At 68.4% G+C, this 25180-nt stretch carries 22 protein-coding genes; 11 read left to right on the top strand and 11 right to left on the bottom strand.

The genetic code is table 11. The features are described 5' to 3' along the window. Positions 1 to 23 precede the first annotated feature (23 nt). Both BM009_RS08510 and BM009_RS08505 read right to left on the bottom strand, forming a co-directional pair. Positions 24 to 2243, bottom strand: coding sequence for a beta-glucosidase family protein (locus BM009_RS08510; RefSeq protein WP_093295385.1), 2220 nt, complete (start codon positions 2241 to 2243; stop codon positions 24 to 26). A gap of 104 nt (positions 2244 to 2347) precedes the next feature. Then, on the bottom strand, positions 2348 to 4609 hold the full coding sequence (locus BM009_RS08505; protein WP_093295384.1) for an FdhF/YdeP family oxidoreductase: 2262 nt from the start codon (positions 4607 to 4609) through the stop codon (positions 2348 to 2350). Between the two features lie 65 nt (positions 4610 to 4674). Here BM009_RS08505 and fdhD point away from each other — a divergent pair, with 65 nt between their 5' ends. From fdhD to BM009_RS08490, 3 genes are all read left to right on the top strand, one after another. After that, complete coding sequence (fdhD, locus tag BM009_RS08500; protein WP_093295382.1) at positions 4675 to 5424, top strand: formate dehydrogenase accessory sulfurtransferase FdhD; 750 nt, start codon at positions 4675 to 4677, stop codon at positions 5422 to 5424. Next, positions 5421 to 5951 (top strand): molybdenum cofactor guanylyltransferase, encoded by a 531-nt coding sequence (locus BM009_RS08495; RefSeq protein WP_093295381.1) that lies wholly within the window; start codon positions 5421 to 5423, stop codon positions 5949 to 5951. Before fdhD ends, BM009_RS08495 begins: the two co-directional genes overlap by 4 nt. A gap of 72 nt (positions 5952 to 6023) precedes the next feature. Continuing rightward, complete coding sequence (locus tag BM009_RS08490; protein ID WP_093295379.1) at positions 6024 to 7625, top strand: response regulator; 1602 nt, start codon at positions 6024 to 6026, stop codon at positions 7623 to 7625. A gap of 6 nt (positions 7626 to 7631) precedes the next feature. Here BM009_RS08490 and BM009_RS08485 read toward each other — a convergent pair whose 3' ends face one another. Beyond that, positions 7632 to 9683, bottom strand: coding sequence for an NAD(+) synthase (locus BM009_RS08485; RefSeq protein WP_093295378.1), 2052 nt, complete (start codon positions 9681 to 9683; stop codon positions 7632 to 7634). Positions 9684 to 9874: 191 nt separating this feature from the next. Further along, on the bottom strand, positions 9875 to 10483 hold the full coding sequence (locus BM009_RS08480) for a murein L,D-transpeptidase catalytic domain family protein (protein WP_254772234.1): 609 nt from the start codon (positions 10481 to 10483) through the stop codon (positions 9875 to 9877). Between BM009_RS08480 and BM009_RS22945 the strand changes: the two genes are divergently transcribed. From BM009_RS22945 to mtnA, 5 genes are read left to right on the top strand one after another with little or no spacing between them, the layout of a single operon-like run. Further along, positions 10380 to 10847: a hypothetical protein gene (locus BM009_RS22945; protein WP_254772238.1), complete on the top strand. Its 468-nt coding sequence runs from the start codon at positions 10380 to 10382 to the stop codon at positions 10845 to 10847. The genes BM009_RS08480 and BM009_RS22945 overlap by 104 nt on opposite strands. A 9-nt stretch (positions 10848 to 10856) precedes the next feature. Next, positions 10857 to 11483, top strand: coding sequence for a methylthioribulose 1-phosphate dehydratase (locus BM009_RS08475; RefSeq protein WP_093295375.1), 627 nt, complete (start codon positions 10857 to 10859; stop codon positions 11481 to 11483). Continuing rightward, on the top strand, positions 11480 to 12028 hold the full coding sequence (locus BM009_RS08470) for a 1,2-dihydroxy-3-keto-5-methylthiopentene dioxygenase (RefSeq protein WP_093295836.1): 549 nt from the start codon (positions 11480 to 11482) through the stop codon (positions 12026 to 12028). The genes BM009_RS08475 and BM009_RS08470 overlap by 4 nt, the downstream gene beginning before the upstream one ends. Before the next feature lie 23 nt (positions 12029 to 12051). After that, entirely contained in the window at positions 12052 to 12684 is a 633-nt protein-coding gene (gene mtnC / locus BM009_RS08465; RefSeq protein ID WP_093295373.1) for an acireductone synthase, read from the top strand. After that, positions 12681 to 13727, top strand: coding sequence for an S-methyl-5-thioribose-1-phosphate isomerase (mtnA, locus tag BM009_RS08460; protein WP_093295372.1), 1047 nt, complete (start codon positions 12681 to 12683; stop codon positions 13725 to 13727). Before mtnC ends, mtnA begins: the two co-directional genes overlap by 4 nt. 4 nt (positions 13728 to 13731) lie before the next feature. Here mtnA and BM009_RS08455 read toward each other — a convergent pair whose 3' ends face one another. Then, a complete protein-coding gene (locus tag BM009_RS08455; protein ID WP_093295370.1) occupies positions 13732 to 14886 on the bottom strand; it encodes an aminotransferase in 1155 nt (384 codons plus the stop codon). A gap of 99 nt (positions 14887 to 14985) precedes the next feature. Between BM009_RS08455 and BM009_RS08450 the strand changes: the two genes are divergently transcribed. The 3 genes from BM009_RS08450 (at position 14986) to BM009_RS08440 (ending at position 18734) form a co-directional block, all read left to right on the top strand. Beyond that, positions 14986 to 15219, top strand: a complete 234-nt coding sequence (locus tag BM009_RS08450) for a hypothetical protein (RefSeq protein ID WP_093295369.1) — start codon at positions 14986 to 14988, stop codon at positions 15217 to 15219. Positions 15220 to 15725: 506 nt separating this feature from the next. Beyond that, complete coding sequence (locus BM009_RS08445) at positions 15726 to 17585, top strand: methyl-accepting chemotaxis protein (RefSeq protein WP_093295367.1); 1860 nt, start codon at positions 15726 to 15728, stop codon at positions 17583 to 17585. A 105-nt stretch (positions 17586 to 17690) separates the two neighbouring features. Then, positions 17691 to 18734, top strand: a complete 1044-nt coding sequence (locus BM009_RS08440; protein WP_254772203.1) for a DUF2332 domain-containing protein — start codon at positions 17691 to 17693, stop codon at positions 18732 to 18734. On the opposite strand, the gene pncB is transcribed toward BM009_RS08440, so the two are convergent. From pncB to BM009_RS08410, 6 genes are read right to left on the bottom strand one after another with little or no spacing between them, the layout of a single operon-like run. Next, positions 18731 to 20035: a nicotinate phosphoribosyltransferase gene (pncB, locus tag BM009_RS08435; protein WP_093295366.1), complete on the bottom strand. Its 1305-nt coding sequence runs from the start codon at positions 20033 to 20035 to the stop codon at positions 18731 to 18733. The genes BM009_RS08440 and pncB overlap by 4 nt on opposite strands. A gap of 9 nt (positions 20036 to 20044) precedes the next feature. Then, the gene (locus BM009_RS08430; protein ID WP_093295364.1) at positions 20045 to 21442 is read right to left on the bottom strand and encodes an efflux transporter outer membrane subunit; all 1398 of its coding nucleotides are present in this window, start codon (positions 21440 to 21442) and stop codon (positions 20045 to 20047) included. Positions 21443 to 21444: 2 nt separating this feature from the next. After that, complete coding sequence (locus BM009_RS08425) at positions 21445 to 22374, bottom strand: efflux RND transporter periplasmic adaptor subunit (protein WP_093295362.1); 930 nt, start codon at positions 22372 to 22374, stop codon at positions 21445 to 21447. After that, complete coding sequence (locus BM009_RS08420) at positions 22371 to 22586, bottom strand: DUF1656 domain-containing protein (RefSeq protein WP_093295360.1); 216 nt, start codon at positions 22584 to 22586, stop codon at positions 22371 to 22373. Before BM009_RS08420 ends, BM009_RS08425 begins: the two co-directional genes overlap by 4 nt. Then, the gene (locus BM009_RS08415) at positions 22583 to 24628 is read right to left on the bottom strand and encodes an FUSC family protein (RefSeq protein WP_093295358.1); all 2046 of its coding nucleotides are present in this window, start codon (positions 24626 to 24628) and stop codon (positions 22583 to 22585) included. Before BM009_RS08415 ends, BM009_RS08420 begins: the two co-directional genes overlap by 4 nt. After that, the gene (locus BM009_RS08410) at positions 24625 to 25035 is read right to left on the bottom strand and encodes a MarR family winged helix-turn-helix transcriptional regulator (RefSeq protein WP_093295833.1); all 411 of its coding nucleotides are present in this window, start codon (positions 25033 to 25035) and stop codon (positions 24625 to 24627) included. Before BM009_RS08410 ends, BM009_RS08415 begins: the two co-directional genes overlap by 4 nt. Positions 25036 to 25180: the final 145 nt, after the last annotated feature.

The following is a 25180-nucleotide window of genomic DNA, read 5'->3' as shown; positions in this document are numbered from 1 at the left end:
CTAAGCGCGCGGGGCGGTTCTCGTCAGGGATGCCAGCTCACCGGCAGCGTGCGTGCCGGCACGGTGACGGTGGTCGTGGCGACGATGTCCTCGGCCGACTGGCCGAGCAGCACCTTGTAGCTGCCACCGGCGATCTTCCACTGGTGCGCCGCGCCGTCGAATACCGCGAGCAGGCGCGGATCGACGGTGACCGACACGGTCTTGGACGCGCCCGGCGCCAGCGACACCTTCTGGAACGCACCCAGCCGCTTCGGTGCCTCCCAGCCGGCGCCCGACACATAGACCTGCGCCACGTCGGCGCCGGCGCGGGCGCCGGTGTTGCGGAGGGTGAAGGTGACGGTCACCTGGCCCTTGGGCGCGCTGGCCTTCAGGCCCGAATAGGCGAAGCGGGTGTAGGACAGGCCATGGCCGAAGGCGAACTGCGGCTTGTCGCCCTTCGCATCATACCATTTGTAGCCGACCGCGGCGCCTTCGGCATAGCGCGTCTCGCCTTCGTTGGGCGCGCTCGGCTTGGGCAGTTGCGAGACGCTGCGCGGGAAGCTGGCGGGGAGGTGGCCCGAGGGGTTCACCTTGCCGGTCAGCACATTGGCAATGGCTTCGCCGCCGGCCGTGCCGGGATACCAGGCCTCGAGGATCGCGGCGGTCTTGTCGGCCCAGGGGGTGAGCACCGGCCCGCCGGTCTCCAGCACCACCACCGTCTTGGCGTTGGCACCCGCGACCGCCTCGATCAGCGCGTCCTGGTTGTCGGTAAGGCCGAGCGACACGTCGAACGACTCGCCCGCCCACTGCGTGGCGAACACCAGCGCGACATCGGCCTGCTTGGCCGCCGCCGCGGCCGCCGCGGCATCGCTGCCGTCGACATAGCTGATCTGCGCGCCCGGCAGCTGGCGGCGCAGCGCCTCCAGCGGCGAGGACGGATGGTACATGATCGGGCCCGGCCAGACCTTCGGCTCGGTGTTCGGCACCGCATTGCCGCCGACCGGATAGACCAGCGACGAGCCGCCGCCCGCCAGCACGCCCTTGTCGGCATGGCCGCCGATCACGACGATCCGCTTGGCGCTGCCCACCAGCGGCAGCACGTCGCCCTTGTTCTGGAGGAGCACGATGGCCGCCTCGGCATCGGCGCGGGTCACGTCGGCATGCGCGCTGAGCATCGCCGGCGCGAGATCGAGCGGCGCGCTGGTGATCGGATGGTCGAACAGGCCGTGGGCAAACATCGAGCGCAGGATGCGATGGGCCATCTCGTCCAGGCGCGCCTTGCTCACCTCGCCCTTGGCGATCGCCGCCTTGAGCGGCTCGCGGAAATAGGGCTGCTCGTCGAAGGGCCAGCCCGATTCCTGCTCCAGGCCCGCATTGGCGGCGGCGACGGTGGTATGGGTGGCGCCCCAGTCGGACATGACGAAGCCCTTCCAGCCCCAGTCGCGGCGCAGCACGTCGGTCAGCAGCCAGGGCTGCTCGCACGCCCAGAGCCCGTCGACCTTGTTGTAGCTGCACATCACCGAGCCCGGATCGGACTTCTCGATCGCGATGTTGAAGGCGAGCAGGTCGCTCATCCGCGCGGCGGTGCGATCGAGCACCGCGTTCATCTTGTTGCGATCGGTCTCCTGGTCGTTGATCGCATAATGCTTCACGGTGGAGATGATGTGGTTGGACTGGATGCCGGCGATCTGCGCGCCGACGATCGTGCCGGCGAGCAGCGGGTCCTCACCGCCATATTCGAAATTGCGGCCGTTGCGCGGCTCGCGCAGCAGGTTGACGCCGCCCGCGAGCATCACGTTGAAGCCCGAGGCGCGCGCCTCAGCCCCAATCATCGCGCCGCCCTTGAAGGCGAGGGCGGGGTCCCAGGTCGCAGCGGTCGCGATTCCCGAGGGGAGCGAGGTGCGGCCGCGCTTGCGCTCGGCTCCGCCCTGGGTCGCGACGCCGACGCCGGCATCGGTCTGCCACTGCGCCGGGATGCCCAGCCGCGGGATGCCGGGGATATAGCCGGCGGAGCCCGGACGCGCCTCGGCGGGGGTCTTGAAGTTCTTCGGCGCGAAGTCGGTGCCGAACAGGCCGAAGACCAGGGTCAGCTTCTCGTCCTCGGTCATCTGCGCGAGGATCGCCTTGGCGCGCGCGTCGGGCGAAAGCTTGGCGTTGGTCCAGGGGCGCGAGGCCTGCTGCTGGGCCAGCGCGGGTGCCGTGAAGGCGGTGGTGGCGGCGAGCGCCAGCAGCGGCGCTGCCAGCTTGAGGGTGTGTCGCTTCATGTCGTCCTCTCCTCCCGGATCGTTTGTCAACGTTGTCCGCTGCCTAGCATAAGAACGGCCGCCGACAAGAGCCGGCGGCCGTCTCCGCGGCGCGGGTGATGCTATCAGATGCGGATGCGCACCGGCACCGATTTCGCGGCCGGGGTCTTCGAGGCGCCGTCGTGGTGACGAAGCGCGATCAGCGGGTTGAGCTCGGGATAATAGCCGGCCACACAGCCCTCGGGCAGGTTGAAGGGCAGGACCTCCAGCCCTTCGACCGTGCGATCGACACCATCCGAATCATCCCCCACCAGCGCCACGCGCTGGCCTTCCTTCAGGCCGGCACGTTCCATCTCCTTGGGGCTGATCAGCAGCACGTCGCGCTTGCCCTCGATGCCGCGCAGGCGATCCGAATAGCCGTAGACCGTCGTGTTGAACTGGTCGTTCGAGCGCAGTGTCATCAGGCGGTAGACGCCAGCCGCCTCGGCGAAGCCGGTGGCGTTGAGATGCTCCGGCACGGTGAACTCGGCCTTGCCGCTCTTGGTCTCCCAGTTGCGATCGCGCGCGCTGTTGCCCTTGAAGAAGCCGCCAGGGGTGAACAGCCGCTGGTTGAAGTCCTTGAACTTGTCCGGATAGGTCGTCTCGATCGCATCGCGGACCAGCGCATAGTCGCTCGACCAGGCTTCCCACGGAACGTTCGGGTTGGGGTCCAGCGTCGCCTCGGCGATGCCGGCGACGATCGCCAGCTCGGGCTGCAGGTGCGGGCTCGCCGGCTTGGCCTCCCCGATCGAGCCGTGGATGCAGCTGAGGCTGTCTTCCATCGTCACCACCTGCGGGGTGCCGTCGCGCACGTCGCGCTCCGAGCGGACCAGGGTGGGCAGCAGATAGGCGGTTTCGCCGCAGAACAGATGGCCGCGGTTGAGCTTGGTCGCGATCTGCACGGTGAGACCCATCCGGGTCCAGGCCTTCTCCATCACCCGGTGATCGGGGATGGCGCGGAGGAAATTGCCGCCGAGCCCCAGGAACGCGTTGATCTTGCCCTCGGCGATCGCCTCGCAGCCGGTGACGGTGGTGTAGCCCTCGTCGCGCGGCGGCTGGAAGCCATATTGCTCGGACAGCTGGTCGAGCGGCACCAGTTCGGGCTTCTCGGAGATGCCGACGGTGCGCTGGCCCTGCACGTTGGAATGGCCGCGCACCGGCGAGACGCCCGCGCCGAGCCGGCCGATATTCCCGCGCAGCAGCATCAGATTCACCACGCCCGCGACATTGTCATAGCCGCCGACATGCTGGGTGAGCCCCATGCCCCAGATGCCGATCGCGCTTTCGGCCTCGATATACACATCGGCGGCGGCGATCAGGTCGGCGCGCGGCAGGCCGGTCTCCGCCTCGATCGTCTCCCAGCTGGTGGCGCGGACCTTCTCGGCGAACGCCTCGAACCCGTGCGTGTGCTCGGCGATAAAGGCATGGTCGATCACGCCGCCGCGGCGATCCTCCTCGGCCAGCACATGCTTGGCGATGCCGAGCATGGCGGAAATGTCGCTGCCGGGCTTCAGCTGATAATATTGGTCGGAAATCTTGGTTTTGCCGCCGGTCACCATCTGGATGCTCTGCGGGTTGCGGAATTCCAGCAGGCCCTTTTCGCGGATCGGATTGAACGTCACGATCTTGGCGCCGCGCTTGCGGGCGGCGGTTAGCGTGTGGATGAAGCGCGGGCTGTTGGTGCCGGTATTCTGGCCGAAGAAGAAGATCGCATCGCAATGCTCGAAATCCTCGAGCACGCAGGTGCCGACCGGCGCGCCGATCGTCGACTTGAGCGCGACCGAGGTGGTCTCGTGGCACATGTTCGAGCTGTCGGGCAGGTTGTTGTGGCCATACATCCGCGCGAACAGCGCCCAGGCATAGCTGGTCTCCAGGCTGGCCTTGCCCGAGGCGTAGAAGATCGTGCTCTTGGGATCATAGCCGCGCAGCTTCTGGCCGATCGCGCGATAGGCCTCCTCCCAGGTGCAGGGGAGGTACTTGTCGGTGGCGCGGTCGTAGCGCATCGGGTTGGTCAGGCGGCCGGCCTGTTCCAGGTCATAGTCGCTCCAGCCCTTCAGCTCGCTGAGCGTGTGCTGGGCGAAGAACTCCGGCGTCGCGCGGCGGGTGGTAAGGTCCCACAAAGTCGCCTTGGCGCCGTTCTCGCAGAATTCGAACATGTGCGGCTTGGCCGGCTTGGTCCAGGCGCAGGAGGTGCACATCATGCCGCCGGGCTTGTTCTGCTTGGCGAGCGTCTTCAGGGCATCGGCGCTCGGGCGCTCGTCGCCGGCGACCAGCGCCATGCCGCGCATCGAGCCCCAGCCGCCCTCGGCGCCCGAATAATGAATCGTTCCGTCTTTCGCCCGGGCCATCGCCACGCTCCTTGCAACCAGTCTTGCCCCTATACCCGCCAACCGCGCCCGCCTATCCTGAACCCATGGATATGTGGTTCGATCGCGTGACGCCCGACGGGTCGGAGACCCGGCTCCAACGCAGCTTGATCGCGGAAGTGCCGGTTGCGATCGAGATCAACGGTTTGGGCTATGCCGTGATGATGGCGACGCCCACGGACCTGGAAGATTTCGCGACCGGCTTCGTCGCGGCCGAGCGGCTGGGGGCTGCGGTCGACGTGGAAAGCCACCGGGCCGAGCAGGGCGTGGTGCTGCGCGTGACGCTGGCCGATCCCGCGGTGGTGATCGAGCGGGTGCGGCACCGCACGACCGATTCGAGCTGCGGGCTGTGCGGGATCGACAATCTCGAAGCGGCGCTCCGTCCATTGCCGAGGATCGAAGCGGAAAGCACGGCATCGTCGGCGGCGATCTTCCGCGCGGCCGAGGCGCTGCGCGACCATCAGCCGCTCAACCGCGAGACGGGGGCGGCCCATGCCGCGGCGCTCTGCTCGGCCGAGGGCGAGATCCGCCTGGTTCGCGAGGATGTCGGCCGCCACAATGCGTTCGACAAGCTGGTCGGCGCGATGGCGCGGCAGGGGCTTGGCTGGGACGGCGGCTTCGCGCTGATCAGCGCGCGCTGCTCGTTCGAGCTGGTCGAGAAGGCGGTGCTGGCGGGCTGCCCGCTGCTGGCGGCGATCTCCGCACCGACTGCCCTGGCGGCAGAGCGCGCCCGTGAAGCGGGATTGCGGATGGCTGCACTGGTGCGGCCGGACGCCATGCTGCGGCTGGTGCCATGAAGCCGCTCGGCGCGATTTTGGCGGGCGGGCAGGCGCGGCGCTTCGGATCGGACAAGGCGCTGGCGGCGCTCGACGGGCGTGCATTGATCGACCATGTCGCCGCGGCTCTGGCGCCCCATTGCGATGGTGTGATCCTCTGCGGGCGCGCGGGCGAGGGGGGGGTGCCCGATCGTCCGGCGCCGGGCCTGGGGCCGCTGGGCGGCCTCAACGCTGCACTCCATGAAGCTGCCGAGCTCGGTGCGGCGCGCGTCCTCGTCGCGCCGTGCGACACGCCGCTGCTGCCCGCGCCGCTGCTGGAAGCGCTGGTGGCGCGCCATGGGTCTTGCTTCGTCGCGCAGCTGCCGGTGCTCGGCATCTGGGATGCCGCGCTTGCACCCTTGTGCGATGCCTATATCGCGTCCGGCGCGCGCAGCTCGATGCAGGCCTGGGCCGCGCATGCCGGCGCCACGGCAATCGATTGGGGGGCAGCCATTCCCAACATCAACTCCTGCGACGATCTTTCGAACGTCACCGGGTTTTTTCCTTAGTTCCGCTTCGCATTATCATGCGCTAGGTCGTGCGCAATTTTCTGTCGGCGACGGCCGGCGGCAGGGGGATGGATGGAAAGCGTGTTCGCAGCCTTCTGGAGCGGCAACTACTCGCCCCACGGCTATTGCCTGTCGTGGCAGCCGCTTCTGCTGTGGACGCACATCGTCGCCGATGCGCTGATAGCGCTGTCATATTTCTCGATCCCGATCGCGCTGGTGGCGCTGGTGCGGAGCCGCAAGGATCTGGCGTTCGGCTGGGTCTTCTGGTGCTTCGCGCTGTTCATCCTCGCCTGCGGCATGACGCATGTGATGGGCGTGGTGACGCTGTTCAGCCCGCTCTACGGGCTGGAGGCGCTGATCAAGCTGGTGACGGCAGCGGCATCGGTGACCACCGCGATCCTGCTCTGGCCGCTCCTGCTCTCGCTGACTAGGCTGCCGTCGTCGGAAAAGCTGAAGGAGGCCAACGCCCAGCTCGCCGCGATGGTGGAACAGCGCGATGCCGCGCTCGCCGAGCTGAAGAGCGAAGTCGCCCAGCGCGAGAATGTCGAGGCGGCATTGCTCCAGGCGCAGAAGCTGGAGGCGGTGGGCCAGCTGACCGGCGGGATCGCGCATGATTTCAATAACCTGCTGCAGGCGATCGCCGGCAATCTCGAGCTGATCTCGCGCAAGCCCGACGATGCCGATCGCGTGATCCGCTGGACCTCGAGCGCGCTCGATGCGGTGGAGCGGGGGCGCCAGCTGACCGGGCAATTGCTCGCTTTCTCCAGCAAGCAGCGGCTCGACGTGAAGTCGGTGCGACTGGCCGAGCTGGTCGGCGGCATGGCCGGGCTCGTCGAGCGCGCGGTGGCGCCGCTCGGGCGCGTACGGATCGAGCGGATCGATCCCGTGTGGAACGTGCAGACCGATGCGCTGCAGCTCGAACTCGCGGTGCTCAACCTCGCCTTCAACGCACGCGATGCGATGCCCGAAGGCGGCGTGCTGACGATCTCGGCCGAGCTGCGCAGCGGCAAGGTGGCGCCCGACCTGCCGGCCGGTGACTATGTCGCGCTGCGCATCGCCGATACCGGCATGGGCATGCCGCCCGAGGTGGTCGCGCGTGCCGTGGAGCCGTTCTTTTCCACCAAGGGCGTCGGCAAGGGCACCGGCATGGGCCTGTCGATGGCGTTCGGGGTGCTGCGCCAGTCGGGCGGCACGCTGCTGATCGACAGCGAGCTCGGGCAGGGCACCACCGTCACCTTGCTGCTGCCGCTCGCGACGGTAGAGCCACGCCGCGATGTGCAGGACGATTCCGCCCGCGACGAGCGGATCAGCCTGGCGGGTCTGACGATCGCGCTGGTTGACGACGACGCACATGTCCGGGCGTCGCTCGCCGAGATGCTGCGCTCGGCGGGGGCCGTGGTCGAGGAAGCGGCCGATGGCGCTGCCGGGGTGGCCTTGGTGCAGGGCCGACGCTTCGGCGCGCTGGTGGTCGACTTCGCCATGCCCGAGCTGAGCGGCAGCGAAGTCGCCACCCAGGTCGCGACTACCGATCCGCAGCTGCCGGTGATTCTGATCACCGGCTTCGCGGATTCCAACAAGCTCGACGCGATCGCTGCGCCCAACGTCACCATCCTGCGCAAGCCCTTCGAATCGCACGAGCTGCTGCGCAAGATTCGCGCGGTCGCCCGCGGCTGAGGCCGCTCAGGGCAGGGCGGCGCGCAGTTCCTCGATCCACGCGGTCGCGACGCTGTCCGACGGCGCGCGCCAGTCGCCGCGCGGGCTGAGTGCGGCGGCACCCGAGACCTTGGGCCCGTTGGGCAGCGCCGAACGCTTGAACTGGCTGATCTGGAAGAAGCGGAAGAGGAAGGTTTCCAGCCATTTGGCGATGGTCGCCAGGTCATAGCTGTTGCGCCCTTCCGCCGGAAATCCGATCGGCCACAGGCCCGCCTCGGCATCCTTCCAGGCGTGCCAGGCGAGGAACGCGACCTTGGACGGCTTGAGCCCGAAGCGCGCGATATGGTGGAGGAAGAAATCGTGCAACTCGTACGGGCCGATCCGGTCCTGCGTGCTCTGCATCTTGCCGTCGGCATCCGCTGGCACCAGCTCGGGCGAAATCTCGGTATCGAGGATGGAGAGCAGCACCGTGGCTGCCTCGCCGTCGAACTGGCCGCTCTCGACGCTCCAGCGGATCAGATACTGGATCAGCGTCTTGGGCACGCCTGCATTGACGCCGTAATGGCTCATCTGGTCGCCGACGCCATAGGTCGACCAGCCCAGCGCCAGCTCGGACAGGTCGCCGGTGCCCAGCACGAAGCCGCCGTTGCGGTTGGCGAGGCGGAACAGATAGTCGGTGCGCAGCCCCGCCTGGACGTTCTCGAAGGTGATGTCGTACACCGGCTCGCCGCTGGCAAAGGGATGGCCGAGATCGGCGAGCATCTGCCGCGCGGTGGGGCGGATATCGATCTCGGCAGCGGTGATGCCGATCGCGCGCATCAGCGCCCAGGCGTTGGACTTGGTGCCTTCGCTCGTCGCGAAGCCGGGCATGGTGTAGCCGAGAATGTCGGTACGCGGGCGACCGAGCCGGTCCATCGCCTTGGCGGCGACGATCAGCGCATGGGTCGAGTCGAGCCCGCCCGAAATGCCGATGATCAGCGCCTTGCTCTTGGTCGAGGCGAGGCGCTGGCGCAGGCCTTCCACCTGGATGTTGAATGCCTCGTAGCAATCCTCCTCCAGCGCCGCCGGCGTGTTGGGCACGAAGGGGAAGCGGCGGGTCGGGCGGAGCAGCCCGCGATCGGCGAAGTCGGGCTGGTGCGCGAAGCCGATCCGGCGGAAGCGGGTCTCCGGCATGCCGGCGTTGCGGGCATTGTCGTTGAACGTGCCGTCGCGCATGCGCTCGAGCCGCAGCCGCTCGAGGTCGAGATCGGCATAGGTGATCCCGTCGCTGAGCTCGAACCGCTTCGACGCCGCCAGCTTCTCGCCGAATTCGTAGATCAGCCCCTGGCCGTCCCAGGCAAGATCGGTGGTGCTCTCGCCGGGGCCCGAGGCCGAATAGAGATAGGCTGAGATCGTCCGCGAGCTTTGCGAGGCACAGAGCAGCTCGCGCTCGCGGCCCTTGCCGATCACGATGTTCGAGGCGGAGAGATTGCACAGCACCAGCGCGCCGGCCATCGCCCCCTCGGTGGAGGGCGGCTGGGGCGCCCAATAATCCTCGCAGATCTCGATATGGAAGACGAAGTCGGCCAGGTCTTCGGCGGCAAACAGCAGGTCGGGGCCGAACGGCACCGTCTGGCCGGCAACGGTGATGTCGAGGTCGCGGAGCCCCGAGCCCGAGGCGAACCAGCGCTTCTCGTAATATTCGCGATAGTTGGGCAGATAGGTCTTGGGCACCACGCCGAGGATGCGGCCCCGTGCAATGGCGACGGCGCAGTTGTAGAGCCGCCCGTTGCGCGCCAATGCGGCGCCGACCAGCAGCACCGGCTTCAGATCACGGCTCGCCTCGACGATCGCGGCAACGCCGGCTTGGGTGGAGGCGAGGATCGTGTCCTGCAGGTGCAGGTCGTCGATCGCATAGCTGGTGACGTTGAGTTCGGGGAAGACGAGGATGTCCGCCCCTGCCGCGTCGCCCTGCTGCGCCAGCGCGATGGTCGCGCGTGCATTGGCGGCGGGATCGGCGACGGTGCCGACGGGCGTACAGACGCCCGCGCGGATCATGCCGTGGCGGTGGAGCGCGAAGAACGGATGCGGATCGGCCATGCGTGTGTCCTATGCCGGGGGACCATGGCCTGCCAACCCCGCGGGCGCGGGATGTATCCGGGGGAGGGGGATATAAGCTCCTCCCCTTCAGGGGAGGGGTTGGGGTGGGGCCGTGTCTCACCGAGACCAACCTAGGTTCTGGAATCCCTCCACCCCCAACCCCTCCTCCCAGGAGGAGGGGCTTAGAAACGTTACGCCTTGGTCGCGTAGATCATGCGGCCCGGCCCGAGGCGGTCGAACACCTTGGCCAGCTGCCGCTCGCCCACCGCGAAGCAGCCCTGGCTGCGGCCGAGCTTGCCGTGCTTCGAGACCATGTCCGGGTTCGCATACCAGGCCGAATGGACGACGATCGCACGCGCCAGCGCGTTGTTGTTGGTCGGGTCCAGCCCGATCAGCCGCTGTGAGTCCCCATGCTTGCCGACATAATAATCGGCGGTGAGGAACGCGCCCTCGCAGGTCGCCTCGGAATTGATCTGGTTGGAGAAGCGCTGGAGCACGCCGGTATGGCCGGGATCGGAACCGATGCCATGCGCCACCAGCAGCGGCTCGACCTCGCCGGTGCCCATGTTGACCAGGAAGAAGCGCGGCTGCGACGAGGGCAGCGAGAAGTCGGCGATCGCGATCCGGTCATGCGTGTCGACATGCATCGAGTGCCGGTCGAGCGCGGCGGTCGCGCGCTTGAACAGGTCGGGCCGGATGCCGGCAGGCACGATCCGCGCCTGGGCAGCGACCTTGGGTGCCGGGTTCAGCGAGGCGACCGGCGCCGGCTGTATCCGCGGCGCTGGCGCCGCGGCCGCCATCGTCGTGCCGATGGTGCGCGAGGCGCAGGCCGAAACTGCCGCGCCGCTCGCCATTACCAGCGCCGATTTGAGCAAAGCCCGACGCGTTTGTATCGAAGTGTTCGAATCCATGATCTTTGTTCTGCGCCCGCAAATTTCTGTCATGCCCCGGCAACCGTATAGCAGAAGCATCGTTAACGATGGTCCAGCTATCGCCCCTCAATGGTGCGTTTCGGCGCGCCCGCTGCCCGGTTCACCGAGCCGTCATGCCGTTTCGGGACGGCGGCTGTTCACGATTGGTCGAATCGCGCCGCATCGCGTTGGCATCGTTGATCTGTTCCCCAAACGAAAAATTCTGTGTCGCGCCGCGCGTGCGAAGCGCTAGAGGCGCGGCATGACCATGTCCTTTGAACAGGCCGTCGCAGCGCTGATCGAGGCCGGCAAGCGGCTCGATGCGCGCGGCTGGGCACCGGCGACCTCGGGCAATTACTCGGCCCGGCTCGACGACGGCAGCATCGCGCTGACCGTTTCCGGCCGCCACAAGGGCCGGCTGAACAGCGATGGGGTCATGCGCGTGGACTTGGACGGCCAGCCGCTCACTCCCGGCAAACCCTCCGCCGAGACCGACCTGCATCTGGCGATCTATCGCCTGTTTCCGGAGGCCGGCGCAGTGCTGCACGGCCATTCTCCGCAGGCGGTGGGGCTGAGCCGGGCGACCGAGAGCGACGGCATCACGCTAGTGGGCCACGAAATGCTCAAGGCCTATCCGGGCCACACGACGCACGAGGCCGAGGTGCGGCTGCCGATCGTCGACAACAGCCAGGACATGGCGGTGATCGAGGCGGCGATCCGCCCGGCGCTGCTGGCGCCCAGGGCCATTCCGGCGTATCTCATTCGCAGCCACGGGCTCTATGCCTGGGGCAAGGACGTGGACGAGGCCGAACGCGTGCTGGAGGCGACCGAATGGATGATCGCCGCCGAGCTCGCCGAGGCCAGCTTCAGACGGGCATGGGCACGATGAGCCGACTTCGTATCTTCGCGGAAACCGATGCGGCGCCGCTGCTCGACACCCAGGACCCGGTGACGATCGCCGAGGAACTGGCGATCCGCGGCGTGCGGTTCGAGCGCTGGCCTTCACGCGCGATCGCCCCCGATGCGGACCAGGATGCGGTGCTCGCCGCCTTCGCCCCCGAGGTCGAGCGGCTGAAGGGTGAGCATGGCTATCGCTCGGTCGACGTGATCCGGATGGTGCCGGATCATCCTGAAAGGGAAGCCCTCCGCGCCAAGTTTCTGTCCGAACATCGCCATGCCGAGGACGAGGTGCGCTTCTTCGTCGAAGGCGAGGGGCTCTTCACACTGCATCTGAACGATCGGGTCTATGCGGTTCTTTGCACGGAGGGTGATCTGATCTCGGTGCCGGCAGGCACGCCGCACTGGTTCGACATGGGGCCGAGCCCACGCTTCACCGCGATCCGGCTGTTCACCAACCCCGATGGCTGGATCGCGCAGTTCACCGGCGATGCGATCGCCGATCGTTTTCCGCGTCACGCGCCCATCGCCGCCTGACGCGCGGCGCAGCGAGTATCTCCATGACCCACACCAAGGCCGTCCTGCTCGACATCGAGGGGACCACGAGCAGCATCGCCTTCGTGGCGGAGGTGCTTTTTCCCCATGCTGCCAGGCATTTGCCAAGCTATGTAGCGGCGCATTCTGAAGAGGTTGCGTCGATCCTCGCCGAGGTGCCGGGCGAGGACAAGGTGGCTACCCTGCTCGAATGGATCGCCGAGGATCGCAAGGCGACGCCGCTCAAGACGCTGCAGGGTCTGATCTGGGCACAGGGCTATGCCGACGGCACGCTGCAGGGGCATGTTTATCCCGACACGCCCGAGGCGCTGCATCGCTGGTACACCGCCGGGGTGGCGATCTACATCTACTCGTCCGGCTCGATCGCGGCGCAGAAGCTGATCTTCGGCCACTCGATCGCCGGTGACCTGACGCCCATGCTCGCCGGCTATTTCGACACCACGACCGGGCCGAAGCGCGAAGCTGAGAGCTATACCAGGATTGCGGCCGCAACTGGCTTTGAAGCAAGGGAAATCCTGTTCGTGTCGGACATGCAGCCGGAGGTCGAGGCGGCGCGCGCGGCGGGGCTCGGCGCGCTGCTGATCGATCGCGCCGGCGGGCCGGCCGACATTCACTCGCTCGCGGAGATTCGCCTGTGATCCTGGAAGGCACGCACACCCGCTCGATCGCGCGCACCGCCGATGGGAAGGGCATACGCATTCTCGACCAGCGCCAGCTCCCCTGGGAGATCCGCTGGGTCGAACTGCGCGACCTCGACGCCGCCGCCGTGGCGATCCGCGAGATGTGGACGCGCGGGGCGCCGATGATCGGGGCCACCGCGGCCTATGGTCTCGCCATGGCGCTGGCGGTGGATTCCAGCAATGCTGGGCTCGATGCCGCCTATGCGGCGCTGGTCGAGACGCGGCCCACCGCGATCAACCTGCGCTGGGCGCTCGACCAGGTCCGCGCGGCGGTGCAGGGGCTACCCGAAACGGAGCGCGCGGCTGCTGCTTATGCGCGTGCCGACGCGATCTGCGACGAGGATGCCCAGCTCTGCCGGTCGATCGGCGAGCATGGGCTGGCGCTGCTCCGCGACCTCCACGCGAAGAACCCGGACCGGCCGCTCAACATCCTCACCCATTGCAATGCCGGCTGGCTGGCGACGGTGGACTATGGCACCGCGACGGCGCCGATCTATCTCGCGCACGATACCGGCATTCCGGTGCATGTCTGGGTCGACGAGACCCGCCCGCGCAACCAGGGCGCGCTGCTGACTGCCTTCGAGCTGCGCAACCACGGCGTGCCGCACACGGTGATCGCCGACAATGCCGGCGGCCTGCTGATGATGCAGGGGCAGGTCGACGCGGTGATCGTCGGCACCGATCGGGTGACGGCGAATGGCGATGTCTGCAACAAGATCGGCACCTATCTGAAGGCGCTCGCGGCGCACGACAATGGTGTGCCCTTCTATGTCGCGTTGCCCTACACGACCTTCGATCCGGCGACCGCAAGCGGTGCCGACATCCCGATCGAGGCGCGCTCGGCCGAGGAAATCACCCGGCTGGCCGGGCCGGACGAACGCGGCGAGATCGCGACGATCCGGGTTACGGACTCGCCTGCGCTCAACCCCGCCTTCGACGTGACGCCGGCGCGGCTGGTGACCGGCTATATCACCGAGCGCGGGGTGCTCGACCGCATCTGAGGCTTCAGCCCAGCGCCGTGCGCCACGCCTTCACCCGCGTGAGCGCTTCGTCGAGTACCGCGTCTTCCTTGACGAAGCAGAAGCGAACGACGTTGGTCACCGGATCCTCGGCATAGAAGGCGGAGACCGGAATCGTCGCGACCTTGGCGTCATCGACCAGACGCTCGCTGAAGGTCACGTCGTCCATCGCCAGACCCGAGGCGGCGAGATCGACGGAGAGAAAGTAGGTCGCAGCACTCGGCAGCACTGCGAAGCCGGCGTCGCGCAGGCCCGCCGCGAGCCGGTCGCGCCCGGCCTGGAAGCGATGACGGGCGTCCTGCACCCAGCCGTCCTGCGTCGCCAGCCCCTCGGCCACCGCCCATTGCAGGTTGGGCGGGGTGGTGAAGGTGAGGAACTGGTGCGCCTTGGCCAGCACGCGGGCAAGGGGCGGGGCGGCGCACATCCAGCCGACCTTGAAGCCGGTCAACGCGAAGATCTTGCCCGCGCTGCCGATCTTCACGGTCCGCTCGCGCATGCCGGGAAAGCCGATCAGCGGCAGATGGCGCGCGCCGTCGAAGGTGACATGCTCCCACACCTCGTCGCAGATCGCCGTGAGATTATGCGCGACGCAGAAATCTGCAAGCATCGCCAGATCCTCGGCGCTGGTCATCGTCGCGGCCGGGTTGAGGGGATTATTGAGCAGGATCAGCCGGGTCTTGGCGGTCACCGCTGCTTCGAGTGCGGCGCGCTCGATCCGCCATTCGGGCGGGCTGAGGCGGACGAAGCGTGGCACGCCGCCCGCGCGGCGGATCAGCGGCACATAGGCGTCGTAGAGCGGCTGGAAGCAGAGCACCTCGTCGCCCGGCTCGATCAGCGCAAAGAGGGCGGCGGCCAGCGCTTCGGTCGCGCCCGAGGTGACGATCACTTCCTCCGCCGCCAGGTTGAGCGCCTGATGGCGGGCATAATGATCCGCCACCGCCTGGCGCAATTCGGGAAGCCCCGCCATGGGCGGATATTGGTTCGATTTCTCCAGCACCGCCCGCGCGGCGGCCTCCAGCACCGCTTCGGGCCCACGCCCATCGGCAAAGCCCTGGCCGAGATTGATCGCACCGTTCGCCCGGGCGCGGGCGGACATGGCTTCGAAGATGGTGGTGCCCATCGAGGAATAGATCGGGTTCATCGCAGACCGCTATGGCGGAGTGCGGTTGCGCCTTGCAAGCCGGGGCGGAACCGCCGCATGAAGAAGGCGGTTGATGACCGTGTGTGTCGAAGGAAGACGATGACCAAGAAACCACCCGTGCCCGCCGAATCGCAGTCGCCCTATCCCAAGGCCGAAGCGCCGCATGCCGGGGAGGGGGAGGCACTCGCCATCGCCAAGGAAATGGCCGAAGCCGCCAAGCGCCGCATGCCCAGCTCGCGCCATATCGGCATGGGCGCCGCGATCGGCGTCGGCTCGGCGGCGATCGTCGCGGGCCTGCTTTACTGGAAGGGTGGGCGCAAGGATCGCAAGTAACGCCCTCCGCCGCGACGGGTATGCGCGCGCGCACCAATTCCGCGCATACGCCCTGTCCCGCGCGATGCGCGTTCGAAGTCCCTGCATGCAATCCGCAGGACCGCGTACTATAACGTAGACACTACCGCGCGATCCCGGCCTATTCGGAGCATCCGACCCGGGACGCAGCCTCCGCACCCCGTATCCGAGTTTCACCGGAGCGCCTTACGCGCTTCTACGGGGCATTGTTTCTGCCCGCGGTGACCGATCGGTAAGAGATCGTTCCTATAATGCGATAAACCACAGACCGGGAACGGGGTTGGGAATGCGCGTGCGAGTTCGGTTTCTAGCCATTGCTGGTGCTTCGGTCGCCGTTACGGCCGCAGGCGACCCGTCGGCGACGCCAGGCACAGACCGCGCGTGAACACACCCGTTCTCCCCATTTCGACGATCGGCTCGGCCCTAGCGCAGGTCGCGATCGACATCAGCATGTTCGGGCGCGCCAAAAACTATCGGAAAGACCAGAAATGATTGCATCGATGAAAATTCCGAGGAAGCTCGCACTGTCGTTCCTGCTGATCTGCGCATCGGCAGCGATCGTGATGCTCGTGTTCTTCATGAACATTTCGATGATCCGTTCGGTCACCGACCAGAACAATCTCAGCCAGCAGATCCATTCGAAGACGCTGACGCTGGAAACGGCGCTGCTGCGCCAGAACAGCCAGCTGCGCGGCTTCCTGGTCACCGCCGACCCGACCTACCTGAAGTCGTACGACGAGGGTCGCACCGAATATGACGAGACGTCGGCCGAGCTGGAAAAGCTGCTGACCGATCCGTCGCTGCTCGAGGCACTGCGCAAGTCGCGCACCGAAACGCTGTCGTGGCGCGAAAAGTGGGGCGACCGCCTGATCGCCGAAGTGAAGGCCGGCAAGCGCGAGGAGGCGGAAGCCCAGGTCCGCGGCGCCGGCAAGGCGGTGCTGGTCTCTGCCGCGGTGCTGCCGCTCCGTGCGATCAAGGACGCCCAGGCCGAAGCGATCGAGAAGAACGGCGCGCGCCAGGAAGGTGCGATCAGCACCGCGACCACCGCGCTGATCATCGGCGCGATCGCGCTGATCGGCATCGCCATCGCGCTGGCAGTCATGCTCAGCAGCATCATCGCCCGCCCGATCAGCCAGCTGACCCGCACCATGGCGGACCTTGCCGCCGGCCGGAACCATGTCGAAGTGCCCGCCACCGCACGTGGCGACGAACTCGGCGACATGGCTCGCGCAGTGCTGGTGTTCCGCGACGCCGCGCTCGCCAAGGAAGCGTCTGACGCTGCCAGCGCCAAGGCCGAAGCGACGCAGAAGATGGTCGTCGAGACCGTTTCGACGCACCTCGCCGAACTGGCGCAGGGCAACCTGACCGCGCAGATCAACGTCGAGTTCCCGGGCGAGTACAGCGTGGTGAAGACCAACTTCAACAACGCCCTGTCGAGCCTGCGCGAGCTGATCGCGTCGGTGATCGAGGCGACCACGTCGATCCGCACCGGCTCGAACGAGATCGCCCAGGCGAGCGAAGACCTCGCCCGCCGCACCGAAGCCAATGCCGCCAGCCTGGAAGAGACCGCCGCCGCCGTCACCCAGATGGACCAGCGCCTCAAGGCCACCGCCGCAGCCGCGGGCCGCACGGTGGAGCGCGCCGACGGCACGATGTCGACGGTCGACAACGGCCGCAGCACCGCCGACGAAGCGGTGCAGGCGATGACCCGCGTGTCGGACAGCGCCAAGGGCATCGACAGCGTCATCGAGGGTCTCGACAAGATCGCGTTCCAGACCCGCGTTCTCGCGATGAACGCTGCAGTCGAGGCCGGTCGTGCGGGTGAAGCGGGCCGCGGCTTCGCGGTCGTCGCCGACCTCGTCTCGGCACTCGCGATGCGCGCCGAGGAAGAAGCCGGCCGCGCCCGCGACCAGCTGACCGCGACGCAGAGCGACATCGTCACCGCGGTGCAGGCGGTGCAGCGCGTCGACGGCGCGCTGGCGGATATCTCAAGCGGCGTCGGCGAAGTCCACCAGCTGCTCGGCAACATGGCGTCGGACAACCATGCGCAGTCGAGCGCGGTCACCGAGATCAGCGCCGCGCTGGGCGAGATGGACCAGTCGACCCAGCAGAACGCCGCGATGGTGGAGGAAACCTCGGCCGCCGCGCGCAACCTGGCGAGCGAAGTCAGCGTGCTCTCCGAACAGGCCAGCCGCTTCAAGGTGGGCAATGCCGGGGCCGCGCAGATGGCAAGCTCGCGCGTTTCCCCGGGCCGGTTCAACGGCGGCAGCGTCAAGCCGCTGCCTGCGGCCGCGGTCTCGGCGCTCGTTCGCAGCAACGGCGCGGACGACGACTGGCAGAGCTTCTGATCGTCGGAAGCACGTGAATACCCGGGCATGGCCGTTCGATCCGGTTGCGAATCGGACGGCCCCCGGCGACAAGATCCGACGCGGCTTCTGCCCGGGAAAATGGTAATGAACATGATCGCTCCCCGGACGGGTATTGCGGAGATCGCGCGCATGGCGCGCGTCGCCACCGACCTCGGCTCCCCGTTTATCGGCGAGGTGCTGGCGGCGGGCCTGCGCCAGCTCGGCCGTGGCCCGCACAGCGAGGCGCTGATCACGCACTGGGAAGGCGATCCCGCCTCGGCGGCGCTGGCGATGCGCTTCAACGCCGCGCTCCATTTCCTCGCCCGCCGCGGCAATCCCCCGGCGCTGGCCGCGCTCTACCGCCACGAACATGACGATTTCGACGGCGCCATCGGCGAGGCGCTGGACGCCGAGGACGACCTGATCGCCGGCTTCCTGCGCCGCACCCCGCAGACCAACGAAGTCGGCCGCTCGGGCGCGATCGTCGCCGCACTGATGCAGGTGCGCCATCGTTTCGGTCTGCCGTTCGAGATTCTGGAAATCGGCTCCAGCTGCGGCCTCAATCTCAACCTCGGCCGCTATGGCTTCGATCTCGGCGGGGCGCTCGCCGGGGACCGCCATTCACCAGTGCAGGTCGTACCCGACTGGCATGGCCCGGCGCCGCAGCCCGCGCCGCTGGAAGTGGTGTCGGCGCGCGGCGTCGATCTCAACCCGCTCAGCGCCGCCGACCCGGCGACCTGCGAGCGTCTGATGGCCTATATCTTCGCCGACCAGCCGCTGCGGCTGCACCGGCTGGAGGAGGCGCTGGGCATGGCGCGGCGGCACCCGCCCGAGATCGAGAAGGGGGATGCGACCGAATGGCTCGCCCGCCAGCTCGCCCAGCCGCAGGCGGCGGGGGTATGCCGAGTCGTGATGCACTCGATGGTGCTGCAATACCTCCCGCCGCGCGACCGTGCGGCAGTCGTCGCAATGATCCACGATGCCGGGCAGTACGCCACGCCGGAGCGCCCGCTCGCCTGGGTCGGCTTCGAATGGACCGAGACGCGCAGCGAAGTGCGGCTGTCGCTCAGCTGGTTCCCGGGCCGGGAAGAACGCCGCGTGCTCGCGACCTGCCACCCTTATGGCAATTCGGTCGACTGGCGCGGCTAGACGTGCACGGCCTGTTCGGCGCGGCCTGCGCTGCCGAACACGCGTAGATAGCGCTCGATCTCGGCAGGCTCGCCCGTCGCCTTGGCCGGATTGTCCGAGAGCTTGACCGCCGGACGGCCGTTCGCCGCCACCACCTTGCAGACCAGCGAGATCGGCTCCAGCCCGGCTTCGCCATCGGGATCGCAGCCGCGGAAGTCGTTGGTCAGGTTGGTGCCCCAGCCGAAGCTCATCCGCACCCGCCCGTTGAAGTGTCGGTAGGTCGCCTCGATCGATTCCACGTCCATGCCGTCGGAGAAGATCAGCAGCTTCTCGCGCGGATCGCGGCCATGCTCCTGCCACCAGCGAATGATCTGCTCGCCGCCCGGGATGGGCGGCGCGCTGTCGGGCCGGAAGCCGGTCCAGTCGCCCACCCAATCGGGCGCGCGAGCGAGGAACGAGGTGGTGCCGAACGCGTCGGGCAGCGCGATCAGCAGGTTGCCGCCATAATGCGCACGCCATTGCTCGAGCACGCGATAGGGTGCGTCGGCGAGGCTGGCGTCGTCGGGCGACAGCGCAGCTTCGACCATGGGCAGCTCGTGTGCATTGGTGCCGATCGCCTCCAGGTCGGCGTCCATCGCCAGCAGCACGTTGGAGGTGCCGATGAAGCGGTGGCCCAGCCCTTCCTTGAGCGCCTCGACGCACCAGCGCTGCCACAGGAAGCCGTGGCGGCGGCGGGTGCCGAAATCCGACAGCACGAGATCGGGCAGGCCGCGCAGCCGCTCGACCTTGTCCCACAGCTTGGCCTTGGCGCGGGCGTAGAGCACGTCGAGCGCGAACCGGTCGCGGCCACGCATCGCTGCGCGCGAGCGGAGTTCGTTGACGATGGTTAGCGCCGGGATCTCCCACATGGTGGTGTGGGTCCACGGGCCGTGGAAATGGAGCACGAACTGGCCGTCGCGCCGCTCCAGTTCATATTCCGGCAGCTGGAACGTGGCGAGCCAGGCGATGAAGTCCGGCGCGAACATCTGGGTCTTGCCGTAGAAGCTGTTGCCGGCGAGCCAGATCAGCTCCTTCTTGGTGAAGCGCAGGGTACGGGCATGATCGAGCTGCGCCCGCAGCTCGGCCTCGTCGATCACCTCGGCCAGCCGCACCGACTTGCTGCGATTGATCAGCGAGAAGGTGACCTGCGTCTCCGGGTGGAGACGCCGGATCATCTGCAGCATCAGCAGCTTGTAGAAGTCGGTGTCGAGCAGGCTGCGAACGATCGGGTCGAGCCGGAAATTATGGTTGTAGGTCCGGCTCGCAATATCGGTGAAGGTCATGGGGCGCTCTTATTCCCAGCCGCCGCCAAGTGCGAGGAAGATCGCGATCTGATCGTCGGGCAGTCGCGCCTGGGCGGTGGCATAGCTGGCCTCGGCCTGGGCGAGGCTGCTCTGCGCCTGGAGCAGCGACAGAAAGTCGCTGCGGCCGAAGCGGAACAGGCGGCCTGCCTGGTCCGCGGCCGTCGCGGCGCTGTTGCGCGCCTGGCGCAGGGTCTCGGCCTGATCCCGGTCGCGGGCATAGGTTTCCAGCGCGGTCTCCGTATCACGCAGCGCGCTGAGCACGGTGGAGTCGAAGCGGGCGATATCGGCGTCGACCTGCGCGCCGGCGGCGTCGATCCGTGCGCGGACGGCGGGTCGGTTGGGGAAGCTCCAGCTGATCAGCGGCCCCAGGCTGAACCCGAACGAGGTGGGACCACCGGCGCGATCGACCAGGCTGCTCAGCCCCGCCGAGCCGGCGAGGTTGATCTGCGGGTAGAGGTCGGCGGTGGCGACGCCGATGCGGGCGGTGTCGCCGGCGATGGTCCGTTCGGCCTGGCGAATGTCGGGCCGGCGGCGAAGCATCGCGGCGCCGTCGCCGACCGGCATCGGCCGGGGCAGGGCGGGAAGCGCGGCGCAGCTCTCGACATCGCGCGGATAGTCGGCCGCCGGACGTCCGAGCAGCGCCGCGAGCGTGTAGAGCCCGGCACGCCGCTGGGCGGCGAAGATGGGAAGGTTGGCCTCACTGGTCTGCACCGCCGCCTGCGCACGGGTGACATCGAAGGCGGTGCCGCGGCCGGCGCGCTGGAGCCGCTGGGTCGCGCCGAAGGTCTGGCGCTGGAGGGTGACGATGCGCTGGGTCGCGGCCAGCCGGAAATTGGCGGCGCAGACATCGGCATAGGCGCGCGCCGTGGCGGCCGCGACACTGATCCGCACCGCATCGCGCGCGGCGGCGACGACGTCGCGATCGGCGAGGCTCGCCTCGATCGCGCGTGCGATCTTGCCGCGCACGTCGAGCGGATAGCCGACCGAGATGCCGAGATCATAACCGAGCGTCCCCGGCAAGGTGGTGCCGGTGCCGGAGGGGCGCGACAGCGTCGTGCCGCCGGAAAGATCGGTGGTCAGCTGGCGCGACGCTTCGGTCTGGCGGACCACCGCCTCGGCGCGCCGCAGATTGGCATCGGCGGCGCGCAGGTCGGTGTTGGCGGCAAGCGCCTGCTCGACCAGCGCGTCGAGCCGCGGATCGGCGTAGAGGCGCCACCAGTGATCGGGCAGCGGCTCGTCGGCGAAGGCCTTGTCCTGCGCCGAGAGGAACTTGCCGGTCGCAGCGGGATCATTGGCGGGGCCAGCGACCGGCGGGTGATAATCCGGCCCGGCGCGGGTGCAGCCGGCGACCAGCGCGAGCGCGGCGAGCAGGGGGAGGCGGCGCATGGTCACTTGGCCTGCGGGGTGGCGGAGGCAGCCGGCGTGGGACGCACCGGCGCCGGCTGTGCGGTTGCGGCCGGCTGGATCGTCACGGTCGCGGTGCGCCCGGCGATCAGGCGGATATCGGGCGGCAGCTGGGTGAGCTTCACCCGCACCGGAATGCGCTGGGCGAGCCGGACCCAGGTGAAGGTGGGGTCCACGCTCGGCAGCAGGTTGCCGGAATTGCTGCGCGTGGTGTCGTTGATGCCCGCGGCGATGCTTTCCACAACGCCGTGGAGCAGCCGCGGCTCGCCCATCAGTTCGACGGTCACCGGTGCGCCGATGCGGATGCTCGGCAGCTTGGTTTCCTCGAAATAGCCTTCGACGCGCAGGCTGTCGGCATCGACCAGCGCCATCGCCTGCGTGCCTGCCGCGACATAGTCGCCGGGGTGGAGATCGAGATTGGTGACGGTGCCGTTGACCGAGGCCTTCACCTGGGTGCGCGCCACATTGAGCTCGGCGCTCTGCACCGAGGTCAGCGCCTGGGCGAGGGCCGCCTGGGCGGTGGCGACGCGCGCGACATTCTGCTCGTGCGTCTCGGCGGCGACGAGGTTGCCGAGTGCCAGATCGCGCCGGGCCTCGCGCTGTGCCTGGTTGAGCGTCGCGCGGGCGCTCTCGACGCTGGCGCGCGCCTGGGCGAGCGCCAAGGAGTAACGCGGCTGGTCGATCACGAAGAGCAGGTCGCCCGCCTTGACCTGCTGGTTGTCGTGCACCGCCACCGCGGTCACCAGCCCGGCGATGTCGGGCGTCACCCGCACCACGTCGGCCCGCACGCGCCCGTCGCGCGTCCAGGGGCTCCGCGCATAATGCTGCCACAACCACAAGGCGACGAAAGCGGCGGCGACCACGATCAGGATCGTCGCGGCGCTGCGGCCGAGGGCGGGGAGGTAGCGTTTCATGGGTGGAATCCGATCGAGGGGGTGGCCCAGGCGAGCAGGCCGAGCAGGAGGATGAACAGGCAAAGATCGACCAGCGCGCGATAGGCGACGAAGCGGTACAGCCCGAAGGCGTTGAGCAGGCGAGAGAGCGCCATGGTCAGCAGCATGGCGATCACCCCGAGCACCAGAAGCGTCGGTACGAACACGCCGTCGATGGAGATTTCGCCGGTCACAGCTTGGCCTCCGGGGCGGGGTCGGCATTGGGGAAAAGGTTACGGCGCAGCGCCAGCAAGCCGAGCGCGGCGGTGCGGCGGACCGCGGCATCGCTGTCCTTCGCAATGGCGTGGAGCGCGGTGTCGATATGCGCGCGCAAGCCTGGATCGTCGGGCTTTTCCACCTCGGGTTCGAGGCGGCGGTAATAATCGCCGACGTCGCGCAGTACGTCGGTGAGCGGTGCCGAGCGTTCGGGGGGTAGCTCCAGCCGCAACGCACGCAATTCCGCGATCGCCACGCCGGTGCGCAGGTCGCGCAGCGCGTCGTAGAGCGGCTTGCCCGGCGAGCGGCCGCTGAGGGCCAGGCGCGGGGCGAGCAGGGCGATGCGATCGAGCATGCGGTTGATCCAGCCGCGCACGTCCGGCGGCGTCATCAGGTTGCTGCGCTCGGCAATGTCGGCCCAGCCGGCACGCAGCGTCCGCCGGATTGCCTGTTCGATGCCCGCCGATTGCAGCAGCCGCGCCATCAGGATCGCGAAGGCCACCCCCATCAGCTGCGCGATCGCGCCGTTGACGAAGCTGGCGAAGGCGCTGGTGTAGCGCGCGGAGATCAGCAGCGGGCTGCCGAGGCCGAGCAGGGTGGGCAGCGCCAGGCCCATCCATTTGGGCGAATGCATCATCGCGCCGAGGATCAACAAGGGCGGTGCCATCGCCGCGGCGAGCTGCACGAACCCGTCGAGCCGCGGCATGATCGCATAGCCGTAGATCGCCCCCAGGATCGTCGCGACCAGCGTGCCCCAGAAGAAGGAACGCAGCGGCAGCAGCGGATCGGGCGCGGCGGCGAACAGCGCCAGGAATACGCCGGCGAGCATCACGGCGGTCGATCCGTCGGACCAGCCGCTGGCGATCCAAATCGCCGAGCCCACGGCCAGGGTCAGGAACGCGCCCAGCGCACCGCGCGCCGCGCCGACCCAGTCGATGTGCAGTTCGCGCCCGCGCCGCCCTTCGAGCAGTTCGGCGACGCGGGGGCTCACCGGCCGGCGATCGAGCGTGGCAAGCTGCTCGGCGAGCTCGCGGCAATCGCGATGCGCGCCGATCAGCGCGGACAGGCGCGAGAGCAGGCTCAGCACCAGCAGGTCGTGCCACGTGCTGCCCGGGTGGACGTCGGGCTCCAGCGCGGCGCAGCGCGCCTCGAGGATCGCGGCATCGGCAGCGCGTTCGTCGCGGTCGCGATCGAGCGTCTTGAGCCATTGCTGGGTATCGACCAGCAGCGCGGCCACGTCCTGCGGCAGCCCGCCATGGGCGAGCAGCTGCACCGTGCGGTCGTCGACCGCAGCGCCCAGCGGCATCAGCAGCGACAGCTGGTCCTGCAGCGCACGCACCGTGCGAACGCGCGGGGCGGTCCGCGCGGTCTCGTAGGGCAGGTGGATCGAGAGCTGGTGGAGCTCGGTGATGTCGGCGGCGAGGCGGCGGCGCTCCGCGTCCACCCCGGCCACCGGCTCCAGCGCGATCGAATCGTGCGACCAGCGCTCGGCATCCTTGAGGATGGTCGAGACACGGGTGATCAGGAAGGCGGCGACAGAGCGCGGGAACACCACGCCGTGGACCAGGCTGCCGCAGAGGATGCCGAGGGTGATCTCCTGCACCCGCAGGCTCGCCACGGTGAAGATGGTGCCCGGCGTGTCGACGCTCGGCAGCACGATCAGCACGGCGCTGTAGCCCGCCAGCACGAACATGTAGGAGCGCGGCGTCCGGTCGAGCAGCGAGACGAACACGCACAGCGCCAGCCACGCCGAGATGGCGAGCACCAGCAACTCGGGCGTGTTGATCAGCGGCGGGACCATCGCCACCGCCACCCCGGCGCCGACAACCGTGCCGATCACGCGGAAGAGCGCCTTGGATAGCACCGCGCCCGCCAGCGGCTGCGCGACGATATAGGCGGTGAGGAACGACCAATAGGGCCGGTCGAGCCCGATCGACAGCGCCAAATAGATGGCGAGCATCCCCGCCGCGTAGGATTTGAGCGAGAAGACGGCGGCGTCGATGCCCCAGCGATCGGTCATGGCTGCGGCCGCCGTTCGGCAAGGCGCGCCGCCAGATGATCGAGTACCGCCAAGGTCGTCTCCAGCGCTTCGTCACTCACCCCATCGAGCAACTCGCTGCGCAACGCGGCGAGCCGCGTGTCGATCCGTGACGCAAGCGAAACGCCCGAATTTGTCAGTCGCAGGGTGTTGGCGCGGCGATCGCGCGGGTCGGCGATGCGCTCGACAAGGCCGGCATCCTCCAGTGCGTGGAGCGTCCGGACCAGCGAGGCTTCGGTCACCCCGACTGCGCGGGCGAGGTCCGCCTGCCGCGTGTTCTCGCCGAGCCGCTGAAGATAGACGAGCGGCCAGCCGGTCGAGCTGGAAATGTCGAGCGACGCCAGCGCCGCATCGGCAAGCCGCTGCCACGCCCGCGACACGGGGTTCATGCGCGTCGCAAGCGCGCGCTCCAGGGATTGCCGATCGGCCATGAGGGGCGTTAGTTAGGACGCTAACTAAATTGGTCAAGCTCTCCGCTCGTATGCCGCGCCATTTTTATCCGCGACGCGCGGCCCCCAATCCTCCGCAGCCTGC

The sequence above is a fragment of the Sphingomonas sp. NFR04 genome (assembly GCF_900114095.1).
Taxonomy (GTDB): Bacteria; Pseudomonadota; Alphaproteobacteria; order Sphingomonadales; family Sphingomonadaceae; genus Sphingomonas.
The sequence above is the reverse complement of the archived record's forward strand: the minus strand, read 5'-3'. Positions and strand labels throughout refer to the sequence as shown.

What these genes read in the sequence shown, in the direction of transcription:
- BM009_RS08410 (WP_093295833.1), bottom strand. Translation starts at nt 25,035, where the DNA reads ATGAACCCCGTGTCGCGGGCGTGGCAGCGGCTTGCCGATGCGGCGCTG.
- BM009_RS08440 (WP_254772203.1), top strand. Translation starts at nt 17,691, where the DNA reads ATGAACATGATCGCTCCCCGGACGGGTATTGCGGAGATCGCGCGCATG.
- BM009_RS08505 (WP_093295384.1), bottom strand. Translation starts at nt 4,609, where the DNA reads ATGGCCCGGGCGAAAGACGGAACGATTCATTATTCGGGCGCCGAGGGC.
- BM009_RS08455 (WP_093295370.1), bottom strand. Translation starts at nt 14,886, where the DNA reads ATGAACCCGATCTATTCCTCGATGGGCACCACCATCTTCGAAGCCATG.
- BM009_RS08480 (WP_254772234.1), bottom strand. Translation starts at nt 10,483, where the DNA reads ATGGCGGCCGCGGCGCCAGCGCCGCGGATACAGCCGGCGCCGGTCGCC.
- fdhD (WP_093295382.1), top strand. Translation starts at nt 4,675, where the DNA reads ATGGATATGTGGTTCGATCGCGTGACGCCCGACGGGTCGGAGACCCGG.
- BM009_RS08510 (WP_093295385.1), bottom strand. Translation starts at nt 2,243, where the DNA reads ATGAAGCGACACACCCTCAAGCTGGCAGCGCCGCTGCTGGCGCTCGCC.
- BM009_RS22945 (WP_254772238.1), top strand. Translation starts at nt 10,380, where the DNA reads ATGCCGGCAGGCACGATCCGCGCCTGGGCAGCGACCTTGGGTGCCGGG.
- BM009_RS08450 (WP_093295369.1), top strand. Translation starts at nt 14,986, where the DNA reads ATGACCAAGAAACCACCCGTGCCCGCCGAATCGCAGTCGCCCTATCCC.
- BM009_RS08490 (WP_093295379.1), top strand. Translation starts at nt 6,024, where the DNA reads ATGGAAAGCGTGTTCGCAGCCTTCTGGAGCGGCAACTACTCGCCCCAC.
- BM009_RS08415 (WP_093295358.1), bottom strand. Translation starts at nt 24,628, where the DNA reads ATGACCGATCGCTGGGGCATCGACGCCGCCGTCTTCTCGCTCAAATCC.
- BM009_RS08485 (WP_093295378.1), bottom strand. Translation starts at nt 9,683, where the DNA reads ATGGCCGATCCGCATCCGTTCTTCGCGCTCCACCGCCACGGCATGATC.
- BM009_RS08430 (WP_093295364.1), bottom strand. Translation starts at nt 21,442, where the DNA reads ATGCGCCGCCTCCCCCTGCTCGCCGCGCTCGCGCTGGTCGCCGGCTGC.
- BM009_RS08475 (WP_093295375.1), top strand. Translation starts at nt 10,857, where the DNA reads ATGACCATGTCCTTTGAACAGGCCGTCGCAGCGCTGATCGAGGCCGGC.
- pncB (WP_093295366.1), bottom strand. Translation starts at nt 20,035, where the DNA reads ATGACCTTCACCGATATTGCGAGCCGGACCTACAACCATAATTTCCGG.
- BM009_RS08495 (WP_093295381.1), top strand. Translation starts at nt 5,421, where the DNA reads ATGAAGCCGCTCGGCGCGATTTTGGCGGGCGGGCAGGCGCGGCGCTTC.
- mtnC (WP_093295373.1), top strand. Translation starts at nt 12,052, where the DNA reads ATGACCCACACCAAGGCCGTCCTGCTCGACATCGAGGGGACCACGAGC.
- BM009_RS08445 (WP_093295367.1), top strand. Translation starts at nt 15,726, where the DNA reads ATGATTGCATCGATGAAAATTCCGAGGAAGCTCGCACTGTCGTTCCTG.
- BM009_RS08470 (WP_093295836.1), top strand. Translation starts at nt 11,480, where the DNA reads ATGAGCCGACTTCGTATCTTCGCGGAAACCGATGCGGCGCCGCTGCTC.
- BM009_RS08425 (WP_093295362.1), bottom strand. Translation starts at nt 22,374, where the DNA reads ATGAAACGCTACCTCCCCGCCCTCGGCCGCAGCGCCGCGACGATCCTG.